Origin of the sequence: Vreelandella venusta (assembly GCF_015689495.1) — a bacterium.
Taxonomy (GTDB): domain Bacteria; phylum Pseudomonadota; class Gammaproteobacteria; order Pseudomonadales; family Halomonadaceae; genus Vreelandella; species Vreelandella venusta.
In genome coordinates this window covers 921,676-945,370 of the sequence record NZ_CP065135.1, presented here as the reverse complement: position 1 = coordinate 945,370, position 23,695 = coordinate 921,676, and the positions used below count along the sequence as shown (strand labels likewise).

Below are 23,695 nucleotides of genomic sequence, written 5' to 3'. Positions count from 1 at the left end.
CCTATCAATCAACCTCCACCACCAAACTCGGCTCAAACAGCTCTGGCGTAAACTCATCGGGATAACCGCCTGGATTAGCGATGACGCGCGTGCCGTTACATAAAGTATCGACGGGCTCATGGACGTGGCCATGCACCCATAGGTCCATCTTGCCCATCAATTGAGGCAGGTGGGAGGCAAAGGCTGGGGACAATGCATCACCCAAATACTGTTCAGGAATGCAGCTGTGTAACGGTGCGTGATGGCTAATCACAACGCGTGGCCCATCAAAGGGTTGCTCAAGCTCATTGCTAAGCCAAGCAAGTGCTTCAACGTGTAATGCTTGGCTAGCTTGAGGGGTAAACACCTGATTTGGAGCTGTTGTCACGATGCTAAAATCGGGCATATAGCGCAACGCTTTAGCGTCGGTCTCTGCTGGGTTGTGCGTTGGGTCATCGGCATAGAGCGCAAAATCAGTCCATAACGTGGTGCCATAAAAACGCACTCCCCCAATAGTCACCGCTCGATTATCCAGCAACTCAATATTGTTGCGCTTGGCTTCAATGGCGAGCTCATCACGAAGTAGCGGCATGCAGGTATCGTAAAACTCATGGTTGCCCGGCACATATAAAATAGGCATTGCTGGAAACTGTTGTCTGGCCCAAGCAAGCCCTGCCGTTTTCTGATGAATATCGCCCGCCAAAATGACGATATCGGCCTCAACTTCTGGCAATTCGCGGCCCCCATCAAAAAACTCCAAATGAAGGTCGGATAAAATTCGCAAGCGCATAGCGTTCCTCACTTTTCCTTGTGTCACGGTCGTTTTATGGCGTAAGCCGCTCAATAAACTCGCTAACATAGTGAACCACCACGGCCTCCACTTCACGGTGGGGCACATGCCCAACGCCCGGCAGTATTTCAGTGTGTGCAGGACCTCGGGTATGGCGAGCGATGCCTTCAGGTTGGCGGTGCGAACCATACTCATCATTTTCACCATGAAGCACCAGCGTGGGGCAGTGAACGTGCTGAAGAGCGGGCGTAAGCGACCAGTGTTCAAATGCTGGATGTAACCACGTGTCTATCCAGCCGTTCAGTACCCAACGCGCCTTATTACCGTGATATTTTTCTAATTTGGCAAATTGCTCCGGCATTTGAAAGGCGGCCCGCGCCTCTTCAATACCTTGTTGTGTGCGTGGTTCATTTACCGCCTGCGCTGCAATGGTAATCAAGCCTTGGCACTGCTCTACATACTGCCCTGCACAGTGCACCGCCATGCAACCGCCAACGCTATGTCCCAGCGCAATAAAATGCGTTAACTGAAACGCACTCTGAAGGGCTGCAAAGCTGGTAGAGGGTTCATCGTCGATAAAGCTCAGCAGTGGCGGTGTCAGGCACGCGTCGGAGCGCCCAAACCCTAGACGGTCATAAGCAATCACTCGTCGCTGGGTCGCCGCACATAGCGCCGCTGGAAAGCTACGCCACAAATCCACACAGCCTAACGAGTCATGGAGCAGCACAATGGGCACATCCGAGCGCAAATGAGACGTTTCCCAAGTACGAGTAAACACGCGACCACGTGGTGTTGCTACCCAACGGTCTTGGAAGATAGGTTCAGGGCACAGAGTGTCAAAATCGACAGTTGTTGGCACCATAATATAACTCGTTGTTTTATTGATTAGTTATAGGTATGTCATCAGCATACCACGCTAAGTAGATAAGACTTCGCACCAATTATTTTGGTTATCAGAGGCCAAAATGCTGCACCGCAACAAAGATAGTCTATACTTTAAGTGTGTCCCAACAGGAGGACCACCTTATGATGTCTACATTCGGATTATCGACACAAGATGACGAGGTACTCGCTTTTTGGCACCGCCAAGCCCACTGGCAGCATGCTGCTAATGAAGCATTAGCGACCTACTTCGGCTAAAAGAAGCTTTTTTAGCGCCATCTCTCCCCTATAGACTAAAAAATAACCACACAAGCCGACTTTTTCAGTCGGCTTTTTAATATTATGAAAATCTTTTCCATTCAATGATGTAGGTGAGCAGCTACTGATTTTGTAAGCCATTTCTTACACACCATAGCAATTCTCCTACATCTTTAGGACTAGATTTAAGGGCTGAAATGCGCATAGACTTTAGCCCGCAGTTAACTTGCTGCGTCGCACAAAGAAAACCATATATAACTAAATTGGGGTCACTAGAGCCCATGATGGCTGAACCGTCCCTTAACCTCTGAATGAATTAGGAGTACTCGCCATGTCATCTTTCGCTGCTCAAGATCAGACAGTAGAAGTGGATGTGATGCAGGTTTGGGCTAATCGTGCCCAACAGCAACGCGCAGCTTTTGACGCCATCGCTGCTTATATGAGTCAGCAGTAAGCAACAACGCCTCAGCCTTTGGTTAGTTTTCGGCCTGAGGTGTTGTCGTCTTGTTTATCAAGCCAACTGCGCTAAGTAAGTGTCCTGCAAGATATACATTCGCTTCACATCACGGTATTTGCCGTTGATAAAGAACTCTTCAACCAAATGCCCCTCCTCTATGAAGCCACTCTCCTCGTAGAGATGAATAGCTTTAACGTTCTCCACCGCCACAATCAGATATATTTTGTGTAGGTTTAAAATGGTGAACGAGTAGTGCAATGCTTGACGGATTAATGACCGAGCAAACCCTTTTCCCTGGTGATCTGGCGTGATGATGATCTGAAACTCACCGCTGCGGTGAATATAGTCAATTTCAATCAGCTCAACTAAACCGATGGCATGTCCGTCGCTGTTCTCTGCGACAAAGCGCCGCTCGGCGTTGTCATGAATGTGCTTATTATAAAGCTCCTCCAGCTCATCAAATGATTCGTAAGGCTCTTCAAACCAGTAAGACATAATGCTCTGGTTATTATTTAGCTCGTGAACAAAGCGCAGATCGTTGCGTTCCAGGGCACGGAGCTTTAGATCGGTGGCGAGCATAACTCTGTCCTTTCTCTACGTATTGAGGTTTCGCTTTTCGCGCTGATTAGACATGCAGTATGCTCGAAAAGAGTTTTTTGTCATCACAGGAGTTTCGCATGATTGACCTACGCAGTGACACAGTGACTCGGCCTTCCCCCGCCATGAAAGATGCCATGATGGCCGCTCCAGTGGGCGATGACGTGTGGGGCGATGACCCAACGGTCAATACGTTTCAGGAAAAGCTGGCTGAGCAGACAGGCAAGGAAGCAGCGCTACTATTTCCAAGCGGCACACAAAGCAACCTTGTAGCGTTAATGGCTCACTGCGAACGCGGCGATGAGTACATCGTGGGGCAATCAGCCCATACTTATCGCTATGAAGGCGGTGGCGCAGCGGTGTTAGGCAGCATTCAACCGCAGCCTATTGAAAATGCCGCCGATGGTAGCCTGCCATTAGAGAAAATAAGCGCAGCTATCAAAGCCGACGATTTTCACTTTGCGCGTACCAAGCTGCTAGCGCTAGAAAACACCATCGGCGGCAAAGTGCTGCCCGCCGAGTATGTGCTGAAAGCAACTGAATTGGCCCGTGAGCGCGGGTTGGCAACGCACCTGGACGGCGCACGGCTGTTTAATGCCGCAGTAGCCACGGATACCCCACTGAAGCAACTCTGCTTGCCATTTGATAGCGTGTCGCTGTGCTTTTCGAAAGGTCTGGGCGCTCCCATCGGCTCTGCCTTAGTGGGCTCGCAAGCCTTGATCGACCGCGCACGGCGCTGGCGTAAAATGGTCGGCGGTGGCATGCGCCAATCAGGCATTATCGCCGCCGCCTGCCAGTATGCTCTGGAGCACCATATCGCTGACTTAGCCGACGACCATCGCCGTGCAGCCCGCTTGGCGGAAGGCTTAGCGAAACTGCCCGGCGTCGAGATTGCTGCTCAAGCAACTAATATGGTGTTCGCTCACTTTCCCGACGAACATGTACAGCCGCTCTCTGCTTGGCTGAAAGAGCATGGCATTTTGATTGAACTACTTTATGCCACGCGGTTTGTTGTTCACCGTGATATTGATGATGCCGATATAGATAAAGTCATCGCCGTTATGCAGAGCTACTTCAGCCGCCTCTAGTCAGCTTGAGGCCTGTTAAAGTAGCGTAGAGCCCAGCGCTAAGTGTATTGCAATAACCGCCATCATCAGACCAATTAGCCCATCAATGGTACGCCATGCTACTGGGCGGGAAAGCCAAGGCGAAAGCGCTGCCCCGCCCCACGCCAACAGGCTGAACCAAAGAACAGAGGCAGTCGATGCGCCTGCGACAAACACACCCGCGCTTTCCTGCTGAGCACCAATAGCAGGAATTAACAATAGCGTGTCCAGATACACTTGGGGATTCAATACCGTCACGGCCAAGGTCGCCAACAGTACTCCGCGCAAGCTACGCGCTTTTACGCTACCGGCCTGCAGCCCCTCGCGTCCGCTAACAGCCCTCAGTAATGCCTGTGCTGCCAACCAGCTTAAAAACGCTACGCCTACCCAGCGCATGGCTTCCATCGCGTTCGGCATTGTCAGTAAAAACGCGCTAGCACCAAACATACCAGCGGTTAGCAAGATAATATCCGCGCTCATACACAGCCCCGCCGACCACCAGTGATGTTCACGGCGCACTGCTAACCCCAGCACATAGGCATTTTGCGCCCCGATAGCCATGATGATACCGCCAGATACGACCAAGCCCGTTAAGTAACTTTCCCACATTGCGCTGTCCCCAGTACCAGAATTAGCGTCGCTTTAAAGAATCGTGGCACTAAGATAGCGGGCAACTTAGATAACTAAAAATCATCCTGCTAATGGGGCATTAGTTTTTTTAATAACCAATACATTTGTTATCTACACTTAGGCATACAATGCCAGCTCTAGACAGTCTTCAGCTGTCCGTAGGCAGCAGACGCTGCTTTCGCTTGCGAAATTCCGGTGACAGTGGACATAGTCCACAATAACTCCCACCCGGCAAAAGATAGCCGAGGTAGCAGTGCCGATGAAGCCGCACCGGCACTTCTCCCTCCTCTGTATTCCTTAGCGCTTGTCGTTTTGAGCCAAACATCGGGTTGCGTTTGTTACAGTGCCAAACACGCTGCTCTAGCAGATATGCTTTATCACTCTCAGCCCGCTGAACAGCGTTGGGAGAAAAGGCGTTCCGCTGTTGTGCAAGGGTAAGAAGTGTCTCTAATCGCCGCGCAACATTTCCCCACAATATCTTGGCTGGCACTCTAGTGCGCGAGGACAGGTAGCTAATAAGCGGCTCCAAATGTTCTTTTATTAGAGGAGCATAGCGCCGCTGAGTATCGAGGCCAGCAATACTTTCGCCAAGATGAGGAATAACGAAAGCGACGGGTGCTGCATTTTCATCCAATACTACCGATATATCCTGAGGTCTGACGGGGAATCCATGTTGCAGTACTGTTGCGGCGACGGCGATAGGCGGAACTAGTAGAGTGACGTATTTAAGAAACCAGATAGATGCCACTGGCCGCAAGTCGTCAACGTCGTAAAAGCGAGCGCGCCGCAGCAAAATGGCGTCAAAATTCTCTGGCTCATTAAGTAGGTCGGCTAGCAGGTAGGCGTGGCTCCCCGCCTCCTCCCTACAGATCAGGCCTTCACCGAAGTGGGCCCACTCGCCTCGAAAGATGGGCGTTAATAATTTGATCATATTGTCATCAATGCTCACTGCGCACGTCGAGGGCTTCGACCAAGAGGTCAGCAAAGCTTAGAGTAGAAGGAAGAGCACCGAAATGATGAAACGTCGCAGGCAAATAGAGCTCATCTCCGCGCCGCAAGCTGCGCATATACCGCCAAGTACCCTGTGCAGAAAATTGCTCACGAACGGGACTATTAGCGTAGGGGCTTTCTAATATCACCAAGCGGGCATCAATATCGATCAATGCGTCAATGCTGACGGTCGTAAAGCCCCAGTGATTGCTTTCCCCTTGCCAGACGTTGGTCAGTTCCAGCTGCTCCAAAGCACTTTGAAACATACTGTTGCTACCAAATACCCGAGCGTGACGGTTATCCATTAAGCGAATGATTAAAAGGGGTGGCTGGTTATCTGGGATACTCTCCCGCAATGCATGGAGATGCTGTTCAGCTTCGCGTATTAAGCGTTCTGCAGAGCTTTCAGCATCAATGTATGTACCAAGCTCCCGAGTGAAAGAAGTCAGCTGCTGCCAGGAATCTGCTCCTGCTTCATTGCCGTACGGCGTTAGGCTCTTCAATGGGGAAATACTAGATAACTGAGCAGAAATCTGGGCTAAATTCGGTGAAATCAAAATTTTCTGTGGTGAAACTTGGCTTAGCAGCTCCAAATTAGGCTGGAAGCCTATGCCTAGGTTAGTAGCACCTGACAACCTAGGGTCAGAGAAAGAGTGGGCCTCAGGATCCGTCAGCGACGCTGGTATTATATCCATCGCGACCAGTGTTTCGACGATACGGATATCGAGAGCGGCAATTGTTGAATTATTAGAAGACGCAAGGCTTTTAGTAGGCAGTGTTAAAACCGCAATGATGAGCATCGCCACTACTCTATTAAGCATTACTCTATTAAGCACTACTCTATTAAATGAAACCCTCAGAGTAATCGTGAAACCCGGCATGATGATCTCTTTTGAACGGACTAGCGGCGAATTTTGAGCACAAAAAGAAAGGGGTGCTCCCCCCTTCCTTTTTGAGCGTATCGTGTGTTCAATCAGAACTCGAAGCGGACTCCACTATAGAATGTTCTCGGATCCCCCACGCTTATCCGGGTATTGCCGCCTGAGGCAACAATATACTCTTCATCGGTAACGTTCTTGATACCCAAGTCAAAACGTAGGCGGTTGCCGTTACCGACAGGGAGGTAGTACCAGAGGCCAGCATCAACAACTGTATAGTCCCCAAGCTCAAAGCCATGAAGAGTCTCACCAAGATTGTTAACGTGGCCATTATCGCCATAGCGGTTGCTAGCATAGGTAATGCCACTACCAATACCTAGCCCCCGAAGAGCACTTTCAGGGTTCTGGAATTCGTAGCTTGCCCAAAGACTGGCTGTCGTGTCAGGTACGTTACGCGGTTGATTGCCGTTCGTTGCTTCGTTATCACTAACTATCTCTGCATCAAGCAAGCCAATAGCGCCACGCAGGTTGAAGCCATCGACAGGGTTAGCGGCGATAGAGACCTCGACGCCTCTAGAGATGATGCCACCCGTTGGCACTGGCTCTCCGTTGATGGTTTCGACCACGTTATCTTCTTCGAGATCAAAAACTGCACCGGTAATAAAGTAGCGGTTATCGGCAGAACTCCACTTCACGCCTGCTTCGACCTGTCGACCTTCTCTAGGAGCCTGTTCGAAAACGTCTTGACTTCCTACATATATATTTTGAGGCTCGAAGGTGTCAGCATAGCTGAAGTATAGATTTAACCCAGGCATGGTCTCCCAGACTAAGCCGACCCCCTTTGTAAGCTTACTGCTGCTACCTGAATCAATATCGGTCGAAGAGCCAGTTAAATAGTTGTCATTATGATAGCTATTCTCGGATATTTCATATCTAAGCCCAATATCAAACGTCACTGCATCCGTTAGCGAGAACTCGGTAGCCGAGAATACGCCATGCGATTTTTGGCTAACATCGTAAAATTGTTCGCTACTAGGAGATTCAAGGTCATTAACAAGAGTGAGAGAGTCAGGCGAGGATACAGTGCCCCCAATCTGAGGATTACCGCTTAAGTAACGCCACTCATGGCTGAACTCTCGATATTCCACCCCCGTTGCTACACGTATTGGGATAGCCGTGTCGATTTCACCGATGAGCTGGGAGCGAGCAAATTTATATATACGCGTGCGGTCTTGGTTGGCACCAACACGCCGGATTAGCGTATCTCTCGTAAGTTCGCTGCTAACATCGGCTCCAACAGAAATCACTTCAGCACGAAGATCTTCCCCCGTTTCTCTAGAATAAAAGAGCTTATTGTCTATTTCCCAGGCTGAATCTGCCAACGGAATGACAACGTCAAGCTCAGCCAAGTGATATTCACTGTTGCGCTCATTGGGAATATTTCCATAGAAGCGAGTATCAAAAGGAACATCCGCTAGTCGACGCTGTGAACTTCCCACCGGTACTGTAATTAGTCCCCTATCTATTTCTCGGCGATCCCGGGAATATTCATGATTGAACCCTACGCTTGCTCCTGACTCCCCTTGCCAGAGCAGGGCAGAGGATAGGAACTGCCTATCGACAAAGGTGTCGCGAAATGTCTCACTATCCTCAAGCGAGCCAGTGATCCGGTAGGCCAAGTTTTGGCTCTCACCGACAGGGCCTGTGAGATCGATGGTTCCACGTCGTTGTCCATGCTCATCGAAGGTTGTCGAGATGGAATGTTCGCGTTGAAACTGTGGCTGTTTGGTTTCTATATTAACGATGCCACCTGGCGACATCCGACCGATATCAGCCACGGGCCCTTTGATTAACTGAATATTATCAATAGTGGCTGGATCAATACGGCTTTCATGGCTAAATGGGACGCCATTTCGATAGAAATTATCGTTGCGGTTGAAGCCTCGAATCAGCGAGTGCTCCCGGGTGCCGCCATAACCATCTGCTACTACTACATTGGGCGATAGGCGAAAGGCATCAGCCATTTCTCTCGCCTGTTGGTCGAGCAGGAACTGTTCAGGAATGACGTCGATGGATCGTGGTACATCAATAATGTCTTTGGGAAGACGCATCGAGGAGTCGGCGTAGCGGCCTTCATAGCGGGCAGGTAGAGTGCCGTAAACCGAAATAGTTTCTAAGTTCTGATCAGCTCGCTCATTCAATATCTCCAACCGATAACTACCCTCAGCACTGCGCACTGGCGCAAGGCCAGTGCCTGCCAGCAAGCGCTGTAACCCCTCATCGATACTGTACTGGCCCTGCAGGCCGTTGGTCTGTACGCCGCTGGTCAGCGCCGCATCGAAAGCAATCTCGATGCCTGCACTGACTGCAAAACGGTTCAGGGCAGTCTCGAGTCGTCCTGCATCAATGGAGTAACGCTGCTGAGCCGATGCGCCCTGCCCCGCTGTTTGCTGAGCAAGCGCTGTTGCGGGCAGACCCAACAAGCAACCGGCGAGCAGGCCATATTTAATGGCTCGCGGAATGGCGCGGCCCAAAGGCGTAAGAATAAAGCGTGAGTGCGCGTGCTGCGTCGTCATGAAGATCCCCGTTGATTGATGCATTTTTTATGTTTACATCAGCTCTTCCGAACGAGAACGAGAATCCCTCAATTTTTTATAACATTTTTCTGCTGTATCTCTATCCTTCACTGCGCGGCGTTAGGGTCACCCATAGCGGCGTGCGGTAAATCAGCTCTAGTGACATGGCATCAGCAAGGCTTGCCAGAGCACGGTCGGTGTCTTGCAGCGAGAACACGCCACTTACTCGCCGGTTGGCCACCTCCGGTGCGCAACGTATCACCCCATGGCGATAGCGCTTCAATATATCAAGCACCTCAATCACCCGCATGCTCTCCGCCACCAGCCGCCCCTCAAAGCGTGCCTGTTCGATAGCATCTAGCGGTTCGGGTGGCATCACCCGTTTGGTATTCATAGCGGCTTGCTGACCAGCATCCAACGTTGTCCGTTCGTCGCTGCCTTTTCGCACCAGAGCCACTCGCCCCTCGTAAACGGCTACATGGGTGTTTTCTGATTGCTGCTGGACACTGAAGCGAGTGCCCAGCGGATAGGAAAGCCCCTCCTTCGTCATAACGCTAAACTCCCGGGCATCCGCTGTTTTTGATGTGGTAATCAGCACCCCACCACGTAGCAGATGGAGTCGCCTTTGGTGGGCATCAAATCTTATGTCGATGGCGGTATCGGTATCCAACACCAGGTGAGTGCCATCGCTCAGCGTCACCTCTCGTATCTCGCCAATACCGGTGGCGTAGTCAGCGAACTGGCGTTGCCACTGAGGCGTATGCGGTAGCCCAAACCCCAGCCCGCTTAATAGTACGGCCAGGCCACCCCACTGCAGCAACCCCCGCCGGGAGACCTGGGAAGACGAAAACAGCTCGCTACGGGCAGCGTGGCGCGGCAGCGCGGCCAACTGACCATCAATCGCCTGCAACTGCTGCCAAGCGCGCTCATGTTCCGGCGACGCTTGTCGCCAGGCTAGGCAAGCCTCGCGCTGTGCCTCGCTGATATCGTCACTCCATAGACGCGCCATCCACAGACTGGCCTGCTCCAGCACGGCAGGATCGATGGGCTCATGGGAGACGTTGGCGAATGTGTGGTGCATGGCTTTCACTTAGGGTTGAGGCTCATTTATCGCGCGGTGGCAGGCTAGCAGCGCCCTGGCGATATATTTCTCTACCGAAGAGACCGAGACACTCAGTGCCTCAGCAATGTCTTGATAACTCAAGCCGTCCAAACGACACATAAGAAAAGCCCGGCGAGGCTTGTCAGGAAGCTCATGGAGCAGCGCATCAATTTCGACCAACGCTTCGATAGTGAGTGCTTGCTCCTCGGGGGAAGGCGCGAGTGTTTCTGGGAGCAGGCTGAGAGTTTCCAAATAGGCAGTTTCGATTCGTCGACGACGGTAGTGATCGATCACTAACCCCTTGGCGACCTGGGTTAGAAAACGCCGCGACTGATCCGACGCTGGCGTAGTACCTCGCGCCAATATGCGTAGGTAAGTATCGTGAGCAAGATCTGCAGCGGTGTGGGAACAGCCCAGCTTGACGCTTAACCAGCGCCTAAGCCAGCTGTGATGATTATGATAGAGGGCTTCGAAAGGTGCCTCGCTTCCGCCCTGTTGCTTTATCGATACCATCGCCCGTTGCCACCGCTTGCCCGTGCCAAATGCCCCCCAAAAAGGGGCAAAACCAGACGCAAACAATAAGTGATAATACTTATCATTACAAACAATATAGCGATGTAACGCACCTGCAGATAACAGAACGGCGCTAGGGGGTGACAGGCTCCTCCAGAGCCTCAACGAGGGATTCGGCGAAGCGGAGGGCAGATGGCCAGCCTCCCCAGTGCCAATAATCGACGGCTAACGTAGTTGTGTCTTGGCTAGTTAAAGCAGGCCAATGCTGCCAAATGCCCTGCTCCAGCAAGGTTTGTTGCGTTCCTTCAACGGAGTAAGGGCTTTCCAGCATGATCACATAGTCTTCAAGGCCAAATAGCTGCTCGGCGGTGACGGTGGCAAACCCCCACCGATTGACGTCCCCCTCCCAGGCATTGTTGATTCCCAGTTGTTCCAGCACTAACCCTTCCAGGCTGCCTTGGCCATATACCCTGGCGTGGCGCTCATCCATCAGGCTCACTAACACTACCGATTGAGCGCTTCGCTCACTATGTTTGCGCTGTTCTGCCAACGCCTCAAATTGCGCTTCAACGCCTCTTAGGTAGTCGTTAGCGTGTGCTTGATCACCCGTTAACTCGGCTAACTGCGTCGTTAAGTTATTTAGCCGTTGTTGTAGTGCAGGAGGTGTCTCATAAACCACCCACTTTTTTAACGTTGCCAAACGGCTGAGTTGGGGGATTAAGTTGGCATGAGCAGGCGGTGAGATAAGAATATGCGAAGGCGCAATGTCTTGTATCAACTCGAGGTTAGGTAAGTGGCGGCTACCCAACTCCATAGCAGTAGAAAGCACTTGGGGATCGCGCCACCATACGCGATAACCTGAGAGGCCGCCCACGGCTTGGGGCGGTTCTCCCAGGGCTTGCAATGTTTCAGCAATCGCATAGTCCAGTGTAACTACTGCCGTGTTCGAAGGTACCTCGCCCTGCCCCAACAACTGCGAGGAAACCACCATCAGCATGGCGGACAAAAACCCGCTCGTAGTCTTTTTAATAGGGTGCGACATGCCTAGTTACCTTGGTGTAGCTCAATAAAACTTGCGTTAATAACTGAAGAACAAGGTGCCCTGCACAGTACGGTCAGTGCCCCAGTAGCAGCGTGCGGCGTTGTTGCACTCTCCCACATACTGCTTATCGAATAGATTCTCCACATTGAGACCTACCCGCCAGTTGTCGTTAAAGTCGTAGCCAAGGGAAATATCAGCGAGGGTCACCGCTTTGGTACTTAAGACATCGCCGTAAGCAAGACTAGCGTCAGGATAAGCATTAGAGCTCCCTAAATAGCGCACACCTAGCCCCACTTCAGCGCCTTGCATAGCACCTTCCAAGAACTCGTAATTCGCCCACAGCGATGCTTTATGGCGAGGTACTCCGGCTACCTGATTATCTTCATAACGGGGAAACGCCACATCCTCAACAATACGTGCATCGGTGTAGGTGTAAGCGACGGCTACGCTAAGCGCATCGTTAATATCGCTAACCAACTCTAACTCGACGCCATTGGAATCGGTACGCCCCACATTGCGGTAACCACCGATAGCGCTGTCATAGTTAATGTCATTTTTCATCACGATATCGTAGGTCGAAAGCGTAATCGCGGTATCCGTGTCAGGAATGTCGTAGCGCAGGCCTAGCTCATACTGGCGTCCGGTAATAGGATCTAGCGGTTCATTAGTGGTGACGGAGACTTGGCGCGCTGGCACAAAGGTCGTGGCATAATTCATATAGGGCGATAAGCCGGAGTCGAACTGATACATCAAGCCCGCTTGCCAGCTAAACTCCTCATCAGTCACCGTGAAGCCACCACCGGGTGTAAGGTAGTTACTATACTCCGTCTTAGCCGAGTCAAAGCGCCCACCCACTTGGGCAATAAAGCCACCCATTTGGCTATGCAATTGGGAGTAAATACCGGTTAACGCCTGCACGTCCTCGCCATCCTCAGAACGCTGTAGCGTTTGTGGCGGCGAATTCCACTGGGGGTTAAAGATGTTGATCGACTGAGGCGTGCTGAACCCCACGTCCTGCGTCTGCGAAAAAGAGGTTCGGTCATATCCAAATCCGGCGAGCCAAGTGTGCTCAACAACATCGTTACCAAATTTGCCCACTATTCGGTTATCAACTGCCAGCGTTTTGCTATCGTTATCGCGATCACGTCCGTAAGCACCAACTACATTGTCATATCCATCGCCTGGGTAGCTCCACCACACCTCCTGACGGTTCACCTGGGAGCGCAAATAGCGCGCGTTTTGTTGGAAACGCCAGCTATCATTGAAAGCGTGCTCATACTCGTAACCTAGCGACCAGACTTCACGCTCAAAGGTGTCCCATTCAGGGTGACCTAGATTGGTGCTGCTGCTTAGCGTACCTGAAGGATGATCGAGTAGCGTACCTGCCGCAGGAAGGCCTAATTGCAACTCGCTATCATCTTTCTGGTACATACCCAACACCGTCAGACGGTCTTGATCACTCAACTCAAACGTCAACGAAGGGGCTATGTAGGTACGATCATCATTTACGCTATCGATTTGGGTATCCGACTCACGGTGCAGAAATACAACACGCCCCTTTACCGACCCGTCAGTATTCAACGGGCCTGAAATATCGGTCGAGATTTGGCGACGGCTATGACTACCATAACTGAGGTTTACTTCTCCCTCATGATCAGCAGTAGGTCGCTTGCTGACTAGATTGACCAACCCACCCGGTACGTTTTCACCGTAAAGCGCCGACGTAGGTCCTTTAAATACCTCGACGCGTTCCAATCCGTAGGGCTCGGCGGAAGTCGAATAAGCATTAGGCTGAACCCGCAGGCCATCTCGGTAGGTACCGTAGCCATAGTCTCGCTGGTTCATGCCACGAATAAAGAAAATGTCCCCTGCCAAGCCGTCACCCACAGGAAAATCACTCGACGAAATACCGGGCACATAGCTAAGAATATTGCTTAGCGTGCGCGGGTTCTGATCTTCAATACGCTCACGTGTGATGACCGACACCGTGCGCGGCGTATCCTCAAGGGCGATATCAGCTTTGGTAGCCGTAAGGCTACGCTCTGCTCGGTAGCCATAATCTGGCCCAACAGGAGACGCGCTCAACCAATTGGCTTCGACCTGAAGCACCGGTAACGTCTCATTAGTGGCTCCCGCTTCCAACCGGTAACTACCATCCCTCTGCAGGGCTGCCGTTAAACCCGTTCCATCCAACAACCGCTCCAGCCCTTCATTAACGCTGTACTGGCCTTGCAAGCCGGGGCTTTGGCGCCCTTCCCCCAGCTCGCCAGCGCCGCTAATAAACACACCCGCCTGGGCAGCGAAGCGGTTAATTGCCGTGCTAACCGGACCGCTGGCAATATCATAGTGGCGTGCTTGCTGCTGAGTGACTTGAGCGATGGCGGGCTGCGATAGCAGCGGTGCTGCTAATAGCCCAGCGGTGGCAAAATGAACCGCCAGCGTCAAGGCGCGGCGGTTAAGCGTCGGTTGGGGCTTGGCAGTAAGTGGTCGAAGTGCCGTGCGCTGTTGGAGCATGTTGGTTCCCCTTGCAGATACGTTTTAAGTGCTTATAAAGGGGAATCGAACCAGTGCGAAAAAGGGGAACCAGCAAAACCAATTTTTTCTCTTTTTATTCCTCGCTGGAGCTTGTTTCGTCTGCCTCTATTTTGATCCACCAGGGCATGATTTGGCGCACCTTCACCGGTAGTGTGGTCTCGACCATGTTCAGGGTGCGCTCTAAATCATCGAGCGGGAAAGCGCCAAGTAGGGTGAGGTTCGCCACCTCTGGGTCGACCTCTAGGCGGCCGTGGTGATGACGGCTAAGCGCCGCGGCAAAGTTCTTAAGCGACATGTTCTCGGCTAACAGAACGCCGTTGGCCCAGGCTTCCCGACGGCCTTCAGCATGGGTGAGTTCCCCGATACGGCCTTCAGTGTAGTGAGCTTGCTGCCCGGCATTGACTACCTGCCGCTGGCTTGCATGCAGAGCATCGCCCTGAGTCTGGATAGCCACAGCGCCATCAAACACCGCCAGCAACTCACCTGAAGGCTGTTCACCCACGCTAAAACGCGTGCCCAAGGGCGTGAGACGTGCACTGCGGGTATCCAGGTAAAATGGTCGCTGGGTGTCTTTGCCAGTCGCTATCAGCACTTCACCTGTCACCAGCGCCAAGCGGCGCTGCTCTTGATCGTAATCAACATTGAGTGCTGAAGCGCTGCTCAGCCAGACCTGGGTGCCATCTTCCAGCACGATATGAGTGATTTCACCGGTGGCGGTGTGATAATCAGCGCCCCACTGCTGTACTAGCCGTGGCAACGGCGTGCTTTGCCACAGCGCGGCGGAGAGTGCAGAGACCAGCGCAATGCTTGCTAGCCCTCCCAGCAGGTGGCGACGCCCTCGCCGCCGTTGGCGCGCCAAATTAATCACGCTGTTCGCGGCTTGCCGCTCATCCTTTTCCAAGCTGTCAGCGAAGCGGCAGCTGACACCTTCCACTTGCTGCCAAGCCCAACGATGAGTGTCGTTGGCATCTCGCCATGCCTGCCAGCGTTGGCGCTCTGTTGCCGGCATCTCACCTGCTTGCCACTCGGCAAACCACTCAGCGGCCTCTGCCAATGCACGGCGTTTGGCGGCTTCATCGGCGCTAACCGCAGAAGCCATTTAGAGGCTCGCCTCGAAGCCCGCTTCGATCAACGCGCACTGCAGCATGGCCTGGGCCATATATTTTTTGACCATACGCTCGGAAATTCCCAGCTCCTCAGCAATCTGCCGATAGGGTTTACCGTGTAGCTGCGAGGCCAAAAAGGCGCTAGCGACTTTCTCGGGTAGCCGCGCCAGCATGCGATCGATTTCGCACAGTGTTTCGATGACGATTTGCTGGTGTTCGGCAGAGGGCAAATTCGTCTCGGCGCTGGCCGCTAGAGCTTGCTGCCAGGCACGCTCAATATCCTGCCGACGCCAATGATCCACGCATAGCCCTTTGGCCATGCGACTGAGGTAGGCTCTGGCGCCTTCGAAACTATCCAAATGGCGAGGCGTTTTCAGCAGCCGCACAAACGCATCCTGCGCCAGATCCGCCGCCGACTCACTACATCCCAACCGCTGGCTGAGCAACTGCTGCAACCAAGGCTGATGGTGGTGATATAACTGACCGAGGGAGTTTCGACAGCCGGTATGGTAAGCCACAGGCTCGGCTGTTCGGGGTGCCGCCGCCATATAAAAAGTGCCTCACTTATTCGAAAATGATTCTTATTCTTTTTCAATTCACAGGCAGTGTCAATGCACAGTGCTCAACGAACCTCCCCACTTTGAGATATAACACCCTGCAAAATACTTCCCACCAACAACACCAGTACCACTACCGACGCCATGCACAACGCCAGCATGGTGAACATGCTCGAATAACAAAGTGGCATTGGCTCTGGAAAAATTGGACGCCGGAAGCGCCAAATTCTGGCTATCCATGCAGATCAATTATGACCTCTTTCAGCTTCACCATAATCAGGGCGAGGCTTAGCCGAGCGATACCACGCACTAAATTAATAACGCTAAGCGACTCACATCAATAACTACCCACTCACCCTTGCCACCGCATCGCGGCTGGCCGCTTCGCGTTGCTCACCGGTGAGTTCGACCAACTGTCCCTGGCGCATTTCCAGCAGCCGATCGGCTTGATCGAAGTAGTGGTCGTCGTGGCTGATTACTACCAGCGTTTTGCCCAGCGCTCTGAGCTGCGGCAGTAGCTCGCGGTAAAACACCCGCCGGAACTGTGGGTCCTGATCGGCGGCCCACTCGTCCAGCAGCAGTAGTTCGCGCTGCTCCGCAACGGCCAGCAGCATTGCTAAGCGCTTACGCTGGCCCTGGGAGAGGTTGGCGTTGGTGACCCGATCACCGTCGAAGTCGAGTTTAGTTTGCATGCCCAGAGCTTTTAGCCACTCTTCTATCAGCATCGCGTCGGGTGATTCCCCCGCAGGCCCCATCAAGCGGTCAAATAGATGCAAGTCGGTATAGATGGCGGAGAAGTGCTGGCGATAGGTCTTCCAATCTTCCTCCTGCAGCGGCCTGCCATCGACCCGAACACAGCCGCTTTGCGGCTGATAAAGCCCAGTCAACAGCCTCGCCAAGGTGGATTTGCCACTGCCATTGCCGCCGATCAGAAACACCACCTCGCCACGCTTTAAGGTCAGGTCAATCGGCCCAATGGCGAAGCCCGACCGCGCTTCTTCGGTGGGATAACGGTAGGTGATCTGTTCCAGCATTACCTCTTGCCAGTCGTGGTGCTGCTTGCCGCTATCGAAGGAATCGCGGTGTTCCGCTAGATCCAGCGCGCTAATTTTCTCGAAGGCTACTCGGGCGTTGATCAGCGGTGGAAAGGCGCCAATGGCTTGAATTAGCGGCGCACGAAGAAATAAAAGCGTGAGCGAGAAGGTGGTGGCCACTTGCGCTGATGCCCAACCCAGGCCGTTGGCCAGGAAAAACACCACGCCAATGGCCCCCAACATCATGATATTAAACCAGTTGACCGCGCTAAGATGGTAGGTATCACCACGAATGATATGGTGCCGATACGCTTCCGCGTCAGGTGTGTAAACGTCACGGTACAACCACTCGGCCCGGTCACGGTTAAGCGCCAGCTCTTTGCGCCCTTCAATGACCGACTGATAGTCCGCGTAGAGGCGGTCTTCTGAATCCCTCAGCTTGGCCATATGCCGATACACTTTCGCCACCAAGCGCATGCCGACCAGGATAGTAAAAATCACCCACAGCGCCGTCACCATTAGCATCGTTGGTGAAAGCCAAACCAAATAAGCAGTGGCACCCACCGTCAAAACACCACCCTGCACCAATTCTGGCAAGCGCACAAAGGCCACGGTGATATAGCGCACATCGCTGGATAAGCTGGCCAATAAACGTGCGCTGCCAATCTGCTCAATACGCTCGATATCGGTATCCAAGATACGTTTGATCAACTGCCCCCGCAGCCGATAGACAAAGTGGTGTCCCAAGGTGGTCAAGGCTAATTGCGAGGCTAGAGTAATCGCCAGCAACAACGCCACTAAGCCCAGGAATTCTGGCAGGATGCGCCATGGATCGGTAAAGGTGCCCAACAGCCGCTGATTGATAAAGGCGATAACACCGATGCCCAACCCCGCACTGGCCAAACTAAGTAGCACCACGGCCAAAAATGGCCAGCGATAATCGCGCCATATAATCTTGAACAGCTCCATGTGCAGGGCCTCCTGGCACTTCAAAAGTTAGCCGATATTTAAAAGCTAGCGTTGGCGTTTGGCTGGCTTATTCTCGGGTTTTAACGGGCAAGCGCCGCACAGCGGCTCGCCGGGCAACCGATATTTAATGCAGCATAGACGCCGCACTCGAGCCGGGGTTTCACCGCCCAGTTCCAGATAGCGCACCGGTTGATAGAGCGGATTGCGCCGCCCGTCAGGCAAGGTCTTGGTATCGAGATAATTCAGCAGCGGCTCACCCGCGCCAGTGAAGTCTGGATGCCGCGAGCAGGTCTTGCCCACAAACTCCACATAGTGACCAAGATTGCTCCAGAACACTTTGGCAGAAAGCCCGGAGACCTCGGCCAACGCCTCGATAAGCGGCGCACAGTGGTCATCGAATAGGCTGCTAAAGCGTGCCTGAAGCGCTTTTGAGGTCAACGGCACACCACCATGCGGCAGCCAAATGCGCGTCGTCTGACCGTGATCACCTAACGCCAGCCGCAGCTCACCCCCGCCGACTGGCAGCTCATAGCCCAGCAGTAGATTGGCCACCAGCGTCGGAATCGCGACACTGCTGAAATGAAATTTCGACCATATCGAAGCGGCGGCCAGAAAATCAGCATCGTCACCGTGGTATCGGCAGTAACGCGATAGCTGGGCGAAGAGCACGTCATGATCCAGCAGTTCAGTAGCCGCCAATGTCGTCTCATCAGGCTGACCAAACGCAGGTGCCTTTAAGTTATCCAGCGGCGGCTGGCGATAGAGCGCCAACAAAGCGTCTGCTGGATTCGTCGCTGCCGCTAGCACGCTTGCCGCTTCGCTCATAGCCGCCGCAGCCCCCACATAAAGTAGGCACCGCCAATCAGGGAAGCGACCAAACCTGCCGGTATCTCGTACGGGAAAATAATCTGACGCCCCACCCAATCCGCCAGCACCATTAATAGCATACCGATCAACGCAGCACCCAGCAGGTGCTGTCCTGCCCGAGAGAAGCCGACCAAACGCGCCATATGCGGTGCCAACAGACCAATAAATGACAGCGGCCCCACCACCAAGGTGGCGCAGGCGGTGAGTAGCGCCACCAGCAACAGCAGCGCCAAGCGGGCACGGTTGAGGGTTACCCCAAGCGCCTTAGCCGTCGGTGCGCCTAATGGCAAAATATCTAGCCAACGAGTAAACGGCAGCGTGACCAACGCCAATACCGCAGCAATACCGCCAACCACCACGGCGTTGGTGATATCCACGTAATAGGTCGAGCCCGCTAGCCAAGCGATCACCTGCTGACCACGTGGGTCACCGCCCGCCAGCATCACGCTACGCACCGCATCAAACAGGGCGCTGACAGCTACCCCGGTAAGCAGCAAGCGCTCGGGGAGATAACCGCTTTTGCGGTTGATGCCCACCAGCACCAGCAGCGTCGCGAAAGCCCCCAGGGTACCCACGCCAATCAGCATCATATTGGTGGGCGCGGGTAATAGGAAAATCCCCAGAATCAGTGCAATGGCACAGCCACCGCTGATACCCAAGACTTCAGGGCTGGCCATGGGATTGGCGGAAAGGCGCTGCAGAATCGTGCCGGCAATTGCCAGCATTAGCCCACTCGCTGCTGCCGCCATTACCCGCGGCATGCGCCACTGCATCACGTTCCAGTTATCCGGCGACAGTAAATACCAGCCATCAACCCCCTGCCCCACCAGCAAGCCAAGTAATGTGGCGCCTAGTAGCGCGAGGAGTAACCCCGTCGCCAAACGGGAAGGCGCTGGATGGCGATGAGCAAAAACGCCCGCCCCTTTTGGTGGTTGATCACCCCGCAGTTTCAAACGTGGAATCAGCCACATTAACAGCGGCGCCCCCAGGGCACCGGTAATCGCCCCAGTGGGTATAAAGGCCGCCACCATGCCACCGAAATGTTGCAGCAGCAGATCAGTGGTGGCCAACAACACAGCTCCTAGCAGCGTCGACCAAAGCAGCCGTGGCCCTAAGCGGCGCGCACCGGCCATGCGCACAATATTAGGCGCAGCCAAGCCGATAAAACCGATGATACCGACCACGCTGACAATGCTACCGGTAATAAATACCGCCAGCCCCATCCCTGCAAAGCGCAGATAGGTCAGCGAGACGCCTAGGCTCTTGGCGCTGGCATCGTCCAGTTCTAGCACCGCCAAAGGGCGCAGTAGAAACCAGGCTGCCACGCAGCTAATTGCCAATCGTGGCCAGAGAACTGCCACGCCATCCCAACCGTTTTGTGCCAGCGACCCCGCGCCCCAAATCAGCAGCCCTGAGAGCGCTTCGTGGTTAAACAGCAGCAGTGCCGTAGAGAGCGCCCCTAAGTACAGATTAACCACCAAGCCCGCCAGCACCACCACGATCGGCGCCAGCCCGCGCCGCCAGGAAAGCAAGAAAACTAACCCAACCGCCAGCGCCCCACCCACTAAGGCGACCCATTCGCGCCCGGCGACAAGCAGCCCCGGCGCCAGCAAAGTAGCAGTCATCAACGCCAGGTTGGCGCCCGACGCCACCCCTAGGGTGGTGGGCGAGGCCAGCGGATTGCGCAGCACTTGCTGCATCAGCACACCCGCTAGCCCCAAGCCGCCCCCAGCTAGCAGCGCAATCGAGAGGCGCGGCCACCACGCATAGTGAAGCAACAACTCGTCAACATTCTCAAAGGAGGGCACCACTAACGCCTGCAACCCCAGTATAAAACCGCCCTGCCCCTGCAGACCTAGCCAAAACAGCACCACCATCGGCAAGCTAAGCAGCAGGCAAGCTTTTGCAGGCGACATCCCCCCCATTCGCTGGGTAACTTGCGCAGCGCTTAGCATAGCGAACAACCTTTTGTCATAGCCGGGCAGATCGCCACACAGGGCCTGATAGGCAGCAGAGTCATTTTCTTAGCCTTACTCTTTTCTGGAGTTAGTGGTTGAATTATCCGCAACGATTCTAAATGATAATAATTAGCACTACAATTAAGCGATTTATTAATGGAGACAGCCACAATGGCGGCTAAACAAACCTATCAGCTTTTCGATATCACTCTCGCTCGGCGAACCCAAGTCAGCGCTTCGTTAGTTAAGTTCACCTTTACTGGCCCAGCCGTCAGCCAAATGGCGACCTACGCGCCGGATCAACGCGTCAAACTGTTCTTCCCCGAAGGCGGTGGTAGCCTCGACCCGCTGTTTGAGATTGCCAAGCTGGAAGAGCACGACTGGTACAGCGCCTACCGCGCCCTACCAGATGCCCAGCGCCCCTCTGCACGCACCTACACCATCCGCGCCCTGCGCCCAGAGCAGGCTGAGGTGGATGTAGAGTTTGTGCTCCACGGCGACAATGGCCCTGCCTCACGCTGGGCAATGCACGCCCGTCCAGGTGACCGGCTAGCCATGACAGCCCCTGACGCTAACGCGGAAGGCCCAAAACAGGGCTACGAGTGGAAGCCCCCCCAAGGCGTGCGCCGTATTCTAATCATCGCCGATGAAACCGCTCTCCCCGCCGCGGCTGGCATTCTGGAAACCCTTGATGACCTGCCGCTCAAACCCAAGGTTGAAGCGCTGTTCGAAGTGCCCCGCAGTGACGACGTTCAGCCGCTGCCCCAAGCCGCTAAGCTGCACTGGCTGGCCCGTGATGCTGACCCCGGCTGCCAGCACGGTGAGCTGCTGCTGAGGGCGCTGCGCGATATTGATCTGCACAAGGAAATTCAAGCGCTAGGCGGCACGCCTACGGCAGCCACTAGCAACGTCGAAAGCGACAATGAGGACGGACCTCTCTGGGAATCCGCCACTCTGGATGACAGCGCGCCCTTCTATGCCTGGATTGCCGCTGAAACCAAGGTCGCGATGAAGCTGCGCCGCTACTTGGTCAACGAGTGTGGCCTCCCCAAACAGTACGTCACCAGCATGGGCTACTGGCGACTGGGCAAGGCCAATGGTTAAAGGAACGGCAAACAACACGGTGTCAAACAGTGACCCCATAAACACGCCGGCTCTCGTGGCTACCCCGGTTTGATAGGGGCGACACTCATACACCATGAGCAAGCCACCAAACCAAGACTGTCTACTGTCATCGCCACGTCATGGATGGTTCGTTACCTTTATCAACTGATTTGATAACAGCCATATAAGCCCCAAGGAGAAACGACATGCTTGAGAGCGAAAACAGCTTACTGGAAACAGTTAAACAAGCAGCCTATGAGGCGGGCGTGCTGTTGCGCGAGGGGTATTCGCAAAAGGGGCGGATTGCCTTCGAACAAAAGGGGGCGTCAGACTTTGTGAGCTACTACGATACGGCCGCCGAGAGTATCATTATCGACTGCATCAGCAGCGCCTTTCCCGATATCGCTTTCCTCGGTGAAGAGAGCGGCCTGACGCCCACCGATAGCGACTATACAGTGATTATTGACCCCCTTGATGGCACCAGCAATTTTCTGCATGGCGTGCCTCACTTCTCGGTGTCTATTGCGGTCACCAAAGGTGATGCGCTAATTATCGGTGTTGTCTACCAACCACTCCTTGATGAGATGCTTTGGGCAGGCCAAGGCGCGGGCGCCTTTCTCAATGACCGCCCGTTAACAAGACCAGTCCCTCGCCCGCTAACCGAGATGCTGGTGAGCACTTGTCTGCCCTATCACGCTAAAGGCGACTGCACGACAGCGCTAAATCAACTCGCGACATTAATGCCTCAAGTGGCGGGTATCCGCAGCCCTGGTTCAGCGGCACTTGAGATCGCTTATCTCAGCCTAGGTCGGTTTGATGCTTTTTGGTCGCAAGGCGCCGCGCTCGACTTCTGGGATATCGCTGCCGGTATTGTGATAGCTCGGGAAGCTGGATACACCGTCACGGATATCTCTGGTGAGGCAAATCCTGTTCAATGGAACAGCCTAATTGCTGCGCACCCCGAGCAGCATAGCCAACTGCTAACATGTTTAAGCTCTTGCTAACAAAATATCCGCCCTTCAGCGTTCAAACGCCGTATTGTGCGTTGATAAAAAATAAGCCACTGGACCTGGGGTATGCCCTGCTTATTTTTTGTGCTTTCCTCCCTGGCGCGCTTTGAAGCGCGGATTCGTTTTACAAATGACATACAGCCGTCCGCGACGTTTGACCACTTGGCAATCAGGATGGCGGTTTTTGGCGGACTTGAGCGAGCTAAGTACTTGCACTCTATATATCCTCTACTTAGCGCCAGAAGAGCGGCGCGAAACCAAACCGAAGCGCTGCTGAAAACGCGCCACCCGACCTTCAGCAGAAACTCTGCGCTGCTCGCCGGTATAGAAAGGGTGAGAAGCGCTAGAGACATCCAGGTCAATCAATGGGTAGGTATTGCCATCATCCCAGACAATTGTCTGCGTTGAGGTACAGGTAGAACGGATCCGAAACGTGGCACCGCAGCTGGTATCGCGGAACACTACGTAGCCATAAGCGGGATGTATGCCCTTTTTCATACTCAACTCCTTCAACTCAAAAGATACAAGATAACATAACAATTACACATGATTCTCATTAACATGTAAAGGCTATCTTGCAAGCCTACCCCCGTTAACTCACAACTCAACGCTTGCCCCGTAGCACTGCGTTAGCCGCCAATACTCAAGCCCTCGTAGGGCTTATCTAAGCCCAACAACAGAAATCTTTTAATTTTTTTGTTAAAAATGAGAACCATTAGCACTAGAATAGAGCCATTATTATTAACCCTATCGCC

Annotated in this window: 22 protein-coding genes; 4 read left to right on the top strand and 18 right to left on the bottom strand. The window is 53.6% G+C overall.

The annotated features are described in order from the left end of the window. Positions 1–4 precede the first annotated feature (4 nt). Both IR195_RS04500 and IR195_RS04495 read right to left on the bottom strand, forming a co-directional pair. On the bottom strand, positions 5–769 hold the full coding sequence (locus tag IR195_RS04500) for a metallophosphoesterase (protein WP_206048868.1): 765 nt from the start codon (positions 767–769) through the stop codon (positions 5–7). Between the two features lie 34 nt (positions 770–803). Continuing rightward, positions 804–1,631, bottom strand: coding sequence for an alpha/beta fold hydrolase (locus tag IR195_RS04495; protein WP_206048867.1), 828 nt, complete (start codon positions 1,629–1,631; stop codon positions 804–806). Between the two features lie 609 nt (positions 1,632–2,240). Between IR195_RS04495 and IR195_RS20530 the strand changes: the two genes are divergently transcribed. Then, entirely contained in the window at positions 2,241–2,363 is a 123-nt protein-coding gene (locus tag IR195_RS20530) for a hypothetical protein (RefSeq protein ID WP_264298800.1), read from the top strand. A gap of 57 nt (positions 2,364–2,420) precedes the next feature. Here the strand turns inward: IR195_RS20530 and speG are convergent, their stop codons facing one another. Further along, a complete protein-coding gene (gene speG / locus IR195_RS04490) occupies positions 2,421–2,945 on the bottom strand; it encodes a spermidine N1-acetyltransferase (RefSeq protein ID WP_125746025.1) in 525 nt (174 codons plus the stop codon). A gap of 98 nt (positions 2,946–3,043) precedes the next feature. Here speG and ltaE point away from each other — a divergent pair, with 98 nt between their 5' ends. Beyond that, complete coding sequence (ltaE, locus tag IR195_RS04485; RefSeq protein WP_206048866.1) at positions 3,044–4,051, top strand: low-specificity L-threonine aldolase; 1,008 nt, start codon at positions 3,044–3,046, stop codon at positions 4,049–4,051. Positions 4,052–4,066: 15 nt separating this feature from the next. Here the strand turns inward: ltaE and IR195_RS04480 are convergent, their stop codons facing one another. The 13 genes from IR195_RS04480 to fhuB all read right to left on the bottom strand — a co-directional run bounded on the left by IR195_RS04480 (position 4,067) and on the right by fhuB (position 20,823). Then, positions 4,067–4,678 carry a LysE/ArgO family amino acid transporter gene (locus IR195_RS04480; RefSeq protein WP_125746021.1) on the bottom strand — a complete coding sequence of 204 codons (612 nt, stop codon included), beginning with the start codon at positions 4,676–4,678 and terminating at the stop codon, positions 4,067–4,069. A gap of 169 nt (positions 4,679–4,847) precedes the next feature. After that, complete coding sequence (gene fhuF / locus IR195_RS04475) at positions 4,848–5,630, bottom strand: siderophore-iron reductase FhuF (protein WP_206048865.1); 783 nt, start codon at positions 5,628–5,630, stop codon at positions 4,848–4,850. A 7-nt stretch (positions 5,631–5,637) separates the two neighbouring features. Further along, positions 5,638–6,570, bottom strand: coding sequence for an ABC transporter substrate-binding protein (locus IR195_RS04470; RefSeq protein WP_206048864.1), 933 nt, complete (start codon positions 6,568–6,570; stop codon positions 5,638–5,640). 92 nt (positions 6,571–6,662) lie between these two features. Next, positions 6,663–9,143 carry a TonB-dependent siderophore receptor gene (locus tag IR195_RS04465; protein WP_206048863.1) on the bottom strand — a complete coding sequence of 827 codons (2,481 nt, stop codon included), beginning with the start codon at positions 9,141–9,143 and terminating at the stop codon, positions 6,663–6,665. Between the two features lie 100 nt (positions 9,144–9,243). Further along, entirely contained in the window at positions 9,244–10,224 is a 981-nt protein-coding gene (locus IR195_RS04460; protein ID WP_241006796.1) for a FecR domain-containing protein, read from the bottom strand. A 9-nt stretch (positions 10,225–10,233) separates the two neighbouring features. Next, on the bottom strand, positions 10,234–10,758 hold the full coding sequence (locus tag IR195_RS04455; protein ID WP_206048861.1) for a sigma-70 family RNA polymerase sigma factor: 525 nt from the start codon (positions 10,756–10,758) through the stop codon (positions 10,234–10,236). A gap of 133 nt (positions 10,759–10,891) precedes the next feature. Further along, positions 10,892–11,800: an ABC transporter substrate-binding protein gene (locus tag IR195_RS04450; RefSeq protein WP_206048860.1), complete on the bottom strand. Its 909-nt coding sequence runs from the start codon at positions 11,798–11,800 to the stop codon at positions 10,892–10,894. A gap of 36 nt (positions 11,801–11,836) precedes the next feature. Further along, positions 11,837–14,314, bottom strand: a complete 2,478-nt coding sequence (locus tag IR195_RS04445; protein WP_206048859.1) for a TonB-dependent siderophore receptor — start codon at positions 14,312–14,314, stop codon at positions 11,837–11,839. A 94-nt stretch (positions 14,315–14,408) separates the two neighbouring features. Then, positions 14,409–15,434 (bottom strand): FecR domain-containing protein, encoded by a 1,026-nt coding sequence (locus tag IR195_RS04440; RefSeq protein WP_206048858.1) that lies wholly within the window; start codon positions 15,432–15,434, stop codon positions 14,409–14,411. Further along, positions 15,435–15,989, bottom strand: coding sequence for a sigma-70 family RNA polymerase sigma factor (locus IR195_RS04435; protein WP_206048857.1), 555 nt, complete (start codon positions 15,987–15,989; stop codon positions 15,435–15,437). Between the two features lie 353 nt (positions 15,990–16,342). After that, entirely contained in the window at positions 16,343–18,001 is a 1,659-nt protein-coding gene (locus tag IR195_RS04430; protein WP_206048856.1) for a multidrug ABC transporter permease/ATP-binding protein, read from the bottom strand. A 45-nt stretch (positions 18,002–18,046) separates the two neighbouring features. Then, positions 18,047–18,826, bottom strand: a complete 780-nt coding sequence (gene fhuF / locus IR195_RS04425; protein WP_206048855.1) for a siderophore-iron reductase FhuF — start codon at positions 18,824–18,826, stop codon at positions 18,047–18,049. Then, entirely contained in the window at positions 18,823–20,823 is a 2,001-nt protein-coding gene (gene fhuB, locus IR195_RS04420) for a Fe(3+)-hydroxamate ABC transporter permease FhuB (RefSeq protein WP_206048854.1), read from the bottom strand. The genes fhuF (IR195_RS04425) and fhuB overlap by 4 nt, the downstream gene beginning before the upstream one ends. Positions 20,824–20,997: 174 nt before the next feature. On the opposite strand from fhuB, the gene IR195_RS04415 reads away from it, so the two are divergent. Together IR195_RS04415 and IR195_RS04410 are read left to right on the top strand one after the other, a co-directional pair. Then, entirely contained in the window at positions 20,998–21,930 is a 933-nt protein-coding gene (locus IR195_RS04415; protein ID WP_206048853.1) for a siderophore-interacting protein, read from the top strand. A gap of 206 nt (positions 21,931–22,136) precedes the next feature. Further along, positions 22,137–22,934, top strand: a complete 798-nt coding sequence (locus IR195_RS04410) for an inositol monophosphatase family protein (RefSeq protein WP_206048852.1) — start codon at positions 22,137–22,139, stop codon at positions 22,932–22,934. A gap of 81 nt (positions 22,935–23,015) precedes the next feature. Here IR195_RS04410 and ykgO read toward each other — a convergent pair whose 3' ends face one another. Together ykgO and IR195_RS04400 are read right to left on the bottom strand one after the other, a co-directional pair. Beyond that, a complete protein-coding gene (gene ykgO, locus IR195_RS04405) occupies positions 23,016–23,156 on the bottom strand; it encodes a type B 50S ribosomal protein L36 (RefSeq protein WP_082072625.1) in 141 nt (46 codons plus the stop codon). A 12-nt stretch (positions 23,157–23,168) separates the two neighbouring features. Next, entirely contained in the window at positions 23,169–23,438 is a 270-nt protein-coding gene (locus IR195_RS04400; protein WP_095602579.1) for a type B 50S ribosomal protein L31, read from the bottom strand. Positions 23,439–23,695 lie beyond the last annotated feature (257 nt).